An 8,303-nucleotide genomic window follows, 5' to 3' on the forward strand; every position below is an offset into this window, starting at 1 on the left:
GGGGATCGGCGTTGGAGGGATGGCGGTCCGCTTGTGACCGGGTCGTTCGGGGTTGGCGCCGGACGCTCCGGCCCGGGTGTGTGCTGGCGGAGGGCCAGGTTTTTCACACAGATAAGCTCGGATGGACGCAGATGAACACAGGTTCCGGGGGGGTGAGTGCGGTGTCTCCCGGGTTCGTTATCTCGGACCAGGGGCGTGCCGGCAGGGCACACCGGCAGATGCCGCGGAATCTGCGTGCAGCCGTGTGCATCGCCTGAACAAGCTGCGCTGAATGGCCTTGCCGTCACCCGCCCCGGCGGTCGGCGCACCGCGGACAGCTAGGAAACCCCCGTGGCGGAAGGCCCGCAATCGACGCCTTTCTCCCCGCCGGCAGCGAACCTCATGGGTGGTCGGGCCAAGCCAGACTGCGGCCAGTCGACGCAGGCGTCGCGCGGCCGCTTGTGGAATTACCCCCGCGTCAGCACGATATCGAACGTCACCGCCTGCGCCCCCTTTTCCTTCCCGGTCACCGGCTGGGGGTCGGTGATCAGCAGGTCCTTGCGCGCGGCGCTGTTCAGCCAGGGATCGGTGTCGTTGTATTCCCCGCCGCGGAAATACATCTGCGTCACCAACTGCTCGTATTTCGCCGTCACCGAGAAATGGATGTGCGCCGGCCGCCAGCGGCCGGGCGCGGCGGGATAGGCGGCGGGACGCACGGTCTTGAAGTGATAGCGGCCCTCGGCGTCCGTGCGCGTCACCGCGAAGCCGTGGAATTTCTCATCCAGCCTGGCCGGGTTCTCGTCGTTGGGATGAGCGTAGCGGCCGTCGGCGTTGGCCTGCCAGATCTCCACCTTCGCGCCCACGACCGGTTGTCCTGTCTCGGTCAACACCCGGCCCGATAGGTACAGCACCGTACCCCGCGCGCCGCCGTTGCCGGTCAAGTCGCCGGTCTCGACCGGCGTTTGCATGAACGGATAGAACGGCCCCAGGATCTGGGGCGGCGTGCGCGGCAGTTTGGTTGACGCATCGGCCGGCGCGGTCGCAGCATCGCTCATCGTTTCGCTCCGCTTTTGTCTTTGGTCCCATGCCATGCTGCTCCGATGCTGACCGATCCGCAACGCCGGTTTCTCGACCGCGCCCGCGTGGGGCACCTGGCGACGGCGGACGCCGCCGGGTCGCCGCATTTGGTGCCGGTCTGCTACGCCGTGATCGACGCCTCGCTTTACATATCGGTCGACGAGAAGCCGAAGCGCACCGACATCCCGTTGAAACGGCTGCGCAACATCCTGGCGAACCCGCGGATCGCGGTCACCGTCGACCGCTGGGACGAGGATTGGACGCGCCTGGCCTGGGTCATGCTGCGCGGCGAGGCGGACATCCTCGCCGACGGAGCCGAACACGACGCGGCGCAGGCCGTCCTGCGCGGGCGGTATCCGCAATACCGGACGATGGACCTGGCGCCGCTGCCGGTGATCGCGCTGCGCATCCGCTCCGTCCTGGCCTGGGGCCGGCTGGACCCCGATGCCCCGTGACGTTGCCCTTCCGGATCGGTCAGTGACCCAGGTAATCCATCCGCCCGCCATCCACCGCCAGCACCTGCGCGGTGACGAACCCGGATTCCGGGTCGGCGAGGAAGGTGACCGCGTTGGCCACGTCCTCGACGTCGCCGATCCGCCCGATCATGCCCAGGGCGCCGATCCGCGCCGTGATCTCCCGCCACGCGTCGTCATCCGCATCGCCGCGCGCGAGTTCGGTGTCGATGAAGCCGGGCGCGACGGCGTTGACGGTGATGCCGAACGGCCCGAGTTCCATGGCGAAGCGGCGCGTCAGGATCTGCGCCTCGGCCTTGGTGGCGGCATAGAAGGCGTTGTCCGGCAGCGACGTACCGAAGGCGGCGATCGAGGTGATGTTGACGATACGCCCGTATTTCTGCCGTCGCATCTCGCTCATCACCGCCCGTGTCGTATGGATCAGTCCATCGACATTGACCCGGCGCATGGCGTCGAGGCGGCCGGCGTCGAAATTCTCCAGCCTGAAGCGATCGGACAGGCCGGCATTGTTCACCAGGATGGTGACAGCGCCGAAGGCGGCGGCGATCTGGTCGACCATTCCCTCGACCGCCGCGTCATCGGCGACATCCGCGGCGACCGAGATCGCGCGGCCGCCATGGCCGCGGATATCGGCGACCAGCGATTCGGCGGCGTCCGCGCGTTCGCGATAATTGACGCAGACCGCCGCGCCCTCCCGCGCCAGTCGCCGAGCGATCGCGCGGCCGATTCCACGGCCTCCTCCGGTCACGAGCGCCACCTGGTCCCGCCATGTCGCCATGCATCCCCCAAATCCGTCATGCGATGGGCGGAGGTTACCGCAAGGCGGCGGGGCGCGGTGTCACAAGGCTCTGACGCGGCGGGATCGAACGCTGATTTGACCGGACGCACGCGACTGGCGGCTTGCGCACGGTTCGGCTAAAGCATGACGACTTCGCTTCCGTTCACGCATCATGCCTAATGTATTTGCGCGCTTCAGACCTGCGGCGATTCCGGTTCCGGTCATAACGGCCCAGGAACGTCTGGTGTGACGTCATCCGATTCCCCGCCACCCGCTTCCACAAAGATCGAAACGGGGTCGCATCATGTTCGCGCGCCGGAACCGCCGGTGGCTGTCGTCCAGCCGCTGCCGGGCATCGGCGACATGGTCTGGCATGTCGCGCATATCCGCGCGATCGCCGCCTGGGTGGGCGCGCCGGTGACGGTGCTGACCAAGCCCCGGTCGCTGGCCGACCAGTTGTTCGCGGATGAGCCGGCGGTGCAGGACGTGCAATGGATCGACACGAATCCCATCGGCCGGCGGGGCCGGCATGACGGGCTGCTGGGCTTCTTCCGGCTGGTGTCGCTGTTCCGGGCCGGCGGCTATCGGTCGGTGGTGTTCCTGCACCACAGCCGGACGCTGGCGATGGCGGCCAGGCTGGCGGGCATCCGGGACCGGCGCGGCTATGGCTGGGGCTCGCAGCGCCCGTACCTGAACCGCGGGCCGTTCCTGCCCAAATCGATCGCGAAACGACATCAGTTGAAGCGCGCCACCGCGTGGATCGAGGCGGCAGGCATCCCGCTTGCCTCCGACGAGCCGCGGCTTGGCGCTGCCCCTGCCCTTCGCGAGGCCGCGCGTCGACACGGCGGCCTGTCCGAACCGTTCATCGCCATGGGGATCGGCAGCAGCGAGCCAGAGCGCAATTGGGGCGTGGAGAAATTCGCTGCGTTGTCGGAACTGTTCCTCGACGCCGGCTGGCCCGCGATCGTACTGGTCGGTGCCGAGTGGGACGCCGCCAATGCCGAGGCGATCCGGCTGCGATCCGGCCATCCGGACCGGGTGACGGCGGCGCTGGGCTGGCCCCTGCCCGAGGTCATGGGCCTGCTGGCCGAGGCAGCGTTGTGCGTCGCCAACAATACCGGCGTGATGAACCTGGCCGCCGCGCTGGGCACTCGTACTTATGGCGTGTTCGGGACGACGTTCCCGTTCGACCACGCGCGTGAGATCCGCCGCGTGATGTCGCCCGATATCGGCATCGACGACGGCGCCGGGCGGGTGACGCTGGATATGATGGTCGACACCATCCTGGCCGACCGCGGCGACTTGTCGCCGGGTGGAGCCGGTTCTATCGGTAACGCCGCACCTGTCAGGGAAACGTGACCATGAAACTGCTGAGCTTCCGCCGACCCGACGGATCGGCCTCCTGGGGCATCGCCAAGAACGAGGGCGTGATCGACATGGGCGACAAGGCGCCCGGCCTCAAGCACGCGCTCTGGGCCACCACCTCCCTGGCCGAGGAAGCCGCTCGGCATGCCGATTTCAAGCTGTCGGACATCAGCTTCCTGCCGCCGATCCCCGACCCCGAGAAGATCCTGTGCGTCGGCCTGAACTACATGTCGCACATCAAGGAAGGCGGGCGGGAGCCGCCGCCGAAGCCGATCATCTTCACCCGCTACCCGAACTCCCAGGTCGGGCACGGCCAGGCGATGGTGGCGCCGGCCGCGTCGAGGACGTTCGATTACGAGGGCGAACTGGCCGTCGTGATCGGCCGCCGCTGCCGGCACGTGAAGAAAGAGGACTGGCAGAGCGTGGTAGCTGGTTTCAGTTGCTACAATGACGGCTCGATCCGCGAATGGCAGCGGCATTCGACCCAGTTCATTCCGGGGAAGAATTTCTACAGGTCGGGGGCGTTCGGCCCCTGGATCGTGACGCCGGAGGAGACCGGCGACATCACCAAGGCGCACCTCATGAGCCGGCTGAACGGCGTCGAGCAGCAGCACGCGACGATCGACGACCTGTGCTTCGATATCCCGACGCTGATCGAATACTGCTCGACCTTCACGCAGTTGGAACCGGGCGATGTGATCGCGACCGGAACGACCGGCGGCGTGGGCGCGTACCAGACGCCGCCGCTGTGGATGAAGGCCGGGGATACGATCGAGGTGGAGATCACGGGGATCGGGGTGCTGAAGAACCCGATCGTGGCGGAGGGATAGCGCGACGGCCCGTCCGCATCAGCCGGCCCGTTCCATTCGCGCAACGGGCCGCCCATCCTCCATCGTGACGCGGATGGCGAACGGGTAGCGGTCGATATCCAGCGCGATATCGAGATCGCCCGGCGGAAAATGCGGACGCGCGGGATCGCGAAAGCGTTCCGCCTCGGCGCCCGCGAGGATCAGGCGGCGGGCGGCGTCCGGATCGCCACGCCGCCTTTTCCGCTCCGGGCAGCAGGCTTTCGATGGAGATGTCCATGCGTCCCTCCGGCATTCGCCCTGACGCGCCGGATCGCGGTCCCGGCCGCCCGGATCGGGCAAGCGCCAGATATCCGGGACCCGTGCGCTTGTCGATGGTTGGAAGGGCAAGCGTCATCATGCACTATCGATCGTCACCAGGAGGGGATCCATGCATCCGATCGTCGTGATCCCGACCTGGAACGGGCCAGGCTGCTGCTGGCGATGCGGCCGCCGGCCCCGATGTCCGTGACTGCCCAACCTGGAACCTGCCCATGACATCCTACGAGACCGTGCTGACCGAAACGATCGGCGACCACCTGCTGAAGGTCACCCTCAACCGCCCGGAGGTCGGCAACGCCAAGAACACCCAGATGGGCCTCGACCTGCTGGACCTGTGGACCACGCTGATCGACGACCCCGGCGAGATCCGCTGCGTCGTCCTGACCGGCGCCGGCGACCGCATCTTCTGCGCCGGCGGCGACCTGAAGCAGCGCAAGACGCTGACCACCAGGCAATGGCAGCACCAGCACGAGATCTTCGAGCGCGGGCGTGACGCCCTGCTGGAATGCCCTGTCCCGGTGATCGCCGCGATCAACGGCCACGCCTATGCCGGCGGGCTGGAGACGCTGCTGGTCTGCGATTTCGCGTTTGCCGTCCCGACCGCCCGCTTCGCGCTGACCGAGGTCACCATCGGCATCATGCCCGGCGGCGGCGGCACCCAGACGCTCGCCCGGCGGGTCGGCGAGGCGCGCGCGAAGGAGATCATCCTGACCGGCAAGCCCTTCACCGCGCAGCAGGCCCAGGACTGGGGCGTGATCAACCGGGTCTGCGAGCCCGGCACGCTGATGGAGGCGGTGATGGAGACGGCCCGGACGATCTGCGACAACGCACCGCTGTCGGTGCGCCAGGCCAAGAAGTCGATCCATCACGGGCTGCAGATGGACCTGAAGCGCGGGCTGATGTTCGAGATCGAGGCCTATAACCGCCTGGTGGACACCGAGGACCGGCGGGAGGGCGTGCTGGCTTTCAACGAAAAGCGCAAGCCGGTCTTCAAGGGCCGGTAAGGACCCTCCTCCGGGCTTGACCGGGCGCGCGCCGGAGAACATATAGCGCGTCCTGCTCGGGGGTCCGGTGGCAGAGTGGTGATGCATCGGACTGCAAATCCGCGGATGCCGGTTCGATTCCGGCCCGGACCTCCAGTCGTTCCCCAATGATGTCATGCCTTCGGCCGCGGCGCGCGGAGTCACGCTCTGTCTCCGACTCCTCACGAACTTGTCCACAGGAATCTGCATCCCCGGATGCATTCCACCATTGCGCCCTGAAATCAGGCCCAATACTGTATCTAGTATCAACCGGCGGCCAAAGGAGCTGGATATGGTATGGAATGAGGATACGATCCGTCAGCTGAGGGAGCTGTGGGCGGAAGGTCATTCCACTGCCGAAATTGGCAGGCGCCTCGGCGTGTCGAAGAACGCGATCGTCGGCAAGGCGCATCGGCTTGATCTCGATGCGCGTCCATCGCCCATCCGCCGGGAGTCGGGCAAGTCCGAAACCGACCGGCCGCCATCCTATCCGCGTCCGGCGGGCCCCACCCTGCCCCCCCTCGCCAGCGCCAGCGTGCCGCCGCCGGTGGTCAAGCTCGACCCCGCGCCCGCGCTCCGGCCGGTCGTCGCGCCAACGCCGGTCGCCCGCGTGCCCGTCCTCAACCCGCCGCCGGCGCGCGAGGACGCGCCGTCGATGCGGGCGGTGACCTCGCCCTCGTTCCGTCGCTCCGCGCCAACCTGCTGCTGGCCGATCGGGGAGCCGGGGACCCGCGACTTCCGCTTCTGCGACGATGCCTCCCTGCCCGGCAAGCCGTATTGCGACGAACACGCCAAGCTCGCCTATGTCCGGATCAAGGACCGCAAGGAGGACGCGGCGTAGCGCCGGATGGCCGTCACGCCGGCGCGAGAGCGTCACTAGCCGCGCCGCGATGCCGCCGCTATAAGGCCGCAGCGCAGCAAAAGACTGGATCCGATGGCCACCCAAGCCGAAGTTTTCGCCGACGCCCGCAAGAAGATGGTGGACAGCCAGATCCGGCCGAACCGGGTCACCGATCCCCGCATCCTGTCCGCCATGCGCCGGCTGCCGCGCGAACGCTTCCTGCCCCCCTCGGTCCTCGCGATGGCCTATGTCGACGACGACGTGCCGCTGGGCAACGGCCGCTACCTGATGGAGCCGATGGTCCTCGCCCGCATGCTGCAGGCCGCGCAGCCGAGGGAGAACGAGCGGACGCTGGTGGTCGGGTCCGGGACCGGCTATGGCGCCGCGGTGCTTGCCGCCTGCGGCTGCCGCGTCGTCGCGCTGGAAGATGACCCCGCCCTGCTGGGCATCGCCAACGCCGTCCTGCCGACCGAGGCGCCGTCGGTCACCGTCGTCTCCGGCCCGCTCGCCGCGGGCTGGGCGGCCAATGCGCCCTATGACCTGATCCTGATCGAAGGCGCCGTGCCGGAAATCCCGGCCGCCGTGCAGCAGCAGCTGCATCGCGAGGAGGGACGCCTCGTCACCGCGCTGTTCGACACGCTGCGCGACCAGGCCGGCACGACCCGGGCGATCCTGGCCGAAGCGACGGTCGCGGGGCTGAGCATCACGCCGATCTTTGATTGCGCCACCCCGCCGTTACCTGCCTTGCGCCGGACGCCAGCGTTCGAGTTCTGATCCCCGTGGCGGCCGCCTCGGACAGAATGCTGGACATTTCCGTGGGTTTAGGACGATTCTCCACCCGCGATGCCAAGAATGACATCCTCGCCGATAGCGCCGATCGGCCTCCTTGGGCGGAAAATCCGCCCCCGGCGGTCCGATCGCGGGCTAAACGCGGGTGAATGACGGGGGATCCGACCCGTTAATGGAATTTTAAGCATTTGCCCGCACAAAGTCAGCCTAGGCGCTGGCCGTCGATGGAGATGAAAGCCGCATGGGTCCGCGTCATATTCTGATCGGGAGCTTCAGCCTGCTCGCCCTAGCCGCCGCCACCAGCGCCCACGCCCAACCGAAGGCCCCGCCGCCGCCGGGTGCGGCCACGCCCACGATGTTGGTCAGGTCCGCGCAACGCCCCCCGAAGACCACCGCCCGGCCGGTTGCCGCCCGGCCGGCCATCCGGAACGCCGCCAGCGCGCCCCGAACGCTGACCGAGGCGCTGGCCGCCACCTATGCCAACCAGCCGGCCCTCCAGGCCGAACGGGCCAAGCTGCGGGCAACGGACGAAAACGTGCCGACCGCGCTCGCCGGCTGGCGGCCGACGGTCGTGCTGGCCGGCTCGGCCGGCTACGGCGACGGCGTCTCACGGGCCTACACCTCCACGCTGCACGGCTATCTCAATTCCCAGACCGACCGGCTGCTTGGCACCGCGCAGGCGACCGTCACGCAGAACATCTACACCGGCGGCCGCACCCAGGCGAACGTCAACAAGGCGAAGAACCAGGTCTACGCCGAACGCGCCACGTTGCTGGGGCAGGAGCAGACCAGCTTCACCAACGCCGTGCAGGCCTATGTCGGCGTGATCCAGGCCAAGCAGCTTTTGGCCCT

At 68.0% G+C, this 8,303-nt stretch carries 10 protein-coding genes and 1 tRNA gene; 8 read left to right on the top strand and 3 right to left on the bottom strand.

Translation table 11 applies throughout. The features are described from left to right. Positions 1–446: 446 nt before the first annotated feature. Complete coding sequence (locus VHB27_RS16410) at positions 447–1,034, bottom strand: protocatechuate 3,4-dioxygenase (RefSeq protein ID WP_325602387.1); 588 nt, start codon at positions 1,032–1,034, stop codon at positions 447–449. Between the two features lie 45 nt (positions 1,035–1,079). Between VHB27_RS16410 and VHB27_RS16415 the strand changes: the two genes are divergently transcribed. Next, the gene (locus tag VHB27_RS16415; RefSeq protein ID WP_325602389.1) at positions 1,080–1,511 is read left to right on the top strand and encodes a TIGR03668 family PPOX class F420-dependent oxidoreductase; all 432 of its coding nucleotides are present in this window, start codon (positions 1,080–1,082) and stop codon (positions 1,509–1,511) included. Positions 1,512–1,530: 19 nt separating this feature from the next. Here VHB27_RS16415 and VHB27_RS16420 read toward each other — a convergent pair whose 3' ends face one another. After that, positions 1,531–2,307, bottom strand: a complete 777-nt coding sequence (locus VHB27_RS16420) for an SDR family NAD(P)-dependent oxidoreductase (RefSeq protein WP_325602391.1) — start codon at positions 2,305–2,307, stop codon at positions 1,531–1,533. Positions 2,308–2,634: 327 nt separating this feature from the next. Here VHB27_RS16420 and VHB27_RS16425 point away from each other — a divergent pair, with 327 nt between their 5' ends. Further along, the gene (locus VHB27_RS16425) at positions 2,635–3,666 is read left to right on the top strand and encodes a glycosyltransferase family 9 protein (protein WP_325602393.1); all 1,032 of its coding nucleotides are present in this window, start codon (positions 2,635–2,637) and stop codon (positions 3,664–3,666) included. A 2-nt stretch (positions 3,667–3,668) separates the two neighbouring features. Beyond that, positions 3,669–4,502, top strand: a complete 834-nt coding sequence (locus VHB27_RS16430) for a fumarylacetoacetate hydrolase family protein (RefSeq protein ID WP_325602396.1) — start codon at positions 3,669–3,671, stop codon at positions 4,500–4,502. Positions 4,503–4,520: 18 nt separating this feature from the next. Here the strand turns inward: VHB27_RS16430 and VHB27_RS16435 are convergent, their stop codons facing one another. Beyond that, positions 4,521–4,820, bottom strand: coding sequence for a hypothetical protein (locus VHB27_RS16435; RefSeq protein WP_325602397.1), 300 nt, complete (start codon positions 4,818–4,820; stop codon positions 4,521–4,523). 191 nt (positions 4,821–5,011) lie between these two features. Here VHB27_RS16435 and VHB27_RS16440 point away from each other — a divergent pair, with 191 nt between their 5' ends. The 5 genes from VHB27_RS16440 to VHB27_RS16460 form a co-directional block, all read left to right on the top strand. Beyond that, on the top strand, positions 5,012–5,803 hold the full coding sequence (locus VHB27_RS16440) for an enoyl-CoA hydratase/isomerase family protein (protein ID WP_325602399.1): 792 nt from the start codon (positions 5,012–5,014) through the stop codon (positions 5,801–5,803). Positions 5,804–5,864: 61 nt separating this feature from the next. Then, positions 5,865–5,938: transfer RNA gene (locus VHB27_RS16445), tRNA-Cys, on the top strand. Between the two features lie 175 nt (positions 5,939–6,113). Then, a complete protein-coding gene (locus VHB27_RS16450) occupies positions 6,114–6,662 on the top strand; it encodes a GcrA family cell cycle regulator (protein ID WP_325602406.1) in 549 nt (182 codons plus the stop codon). 93 nt (positions 6,663–6,755) lie between these two features. Next, entirely contained in the window at positions 6,756–7,436 is a 681-nt protein-coding gene (locus tag VHB27_RS16455; RefSeq protein WP_325602402.1) for a protein-L-isoaspartate O-methyltransferase family protein, read from the top strand. A gap of 256 nt (positions 7,437–7,692) precedes the next feature. Beyond that, positions 7,693–8,303, top strand: a 611-nt coding sequence (locus VHB27_RS16460) for a TolC family protein (protein WP_325602404.1), incomplete at its 3' end; no start/stop codon positions are given.

It is taken from the genome of Rhodopila sp. (assembly GCF_035548235.1).
Classification (GTDB): domain Bacteria; phylum Pseudomonadota; class Alphaproteobacteria; order Acetobacterales; family Acetobacteraceae; genus Rhodopila.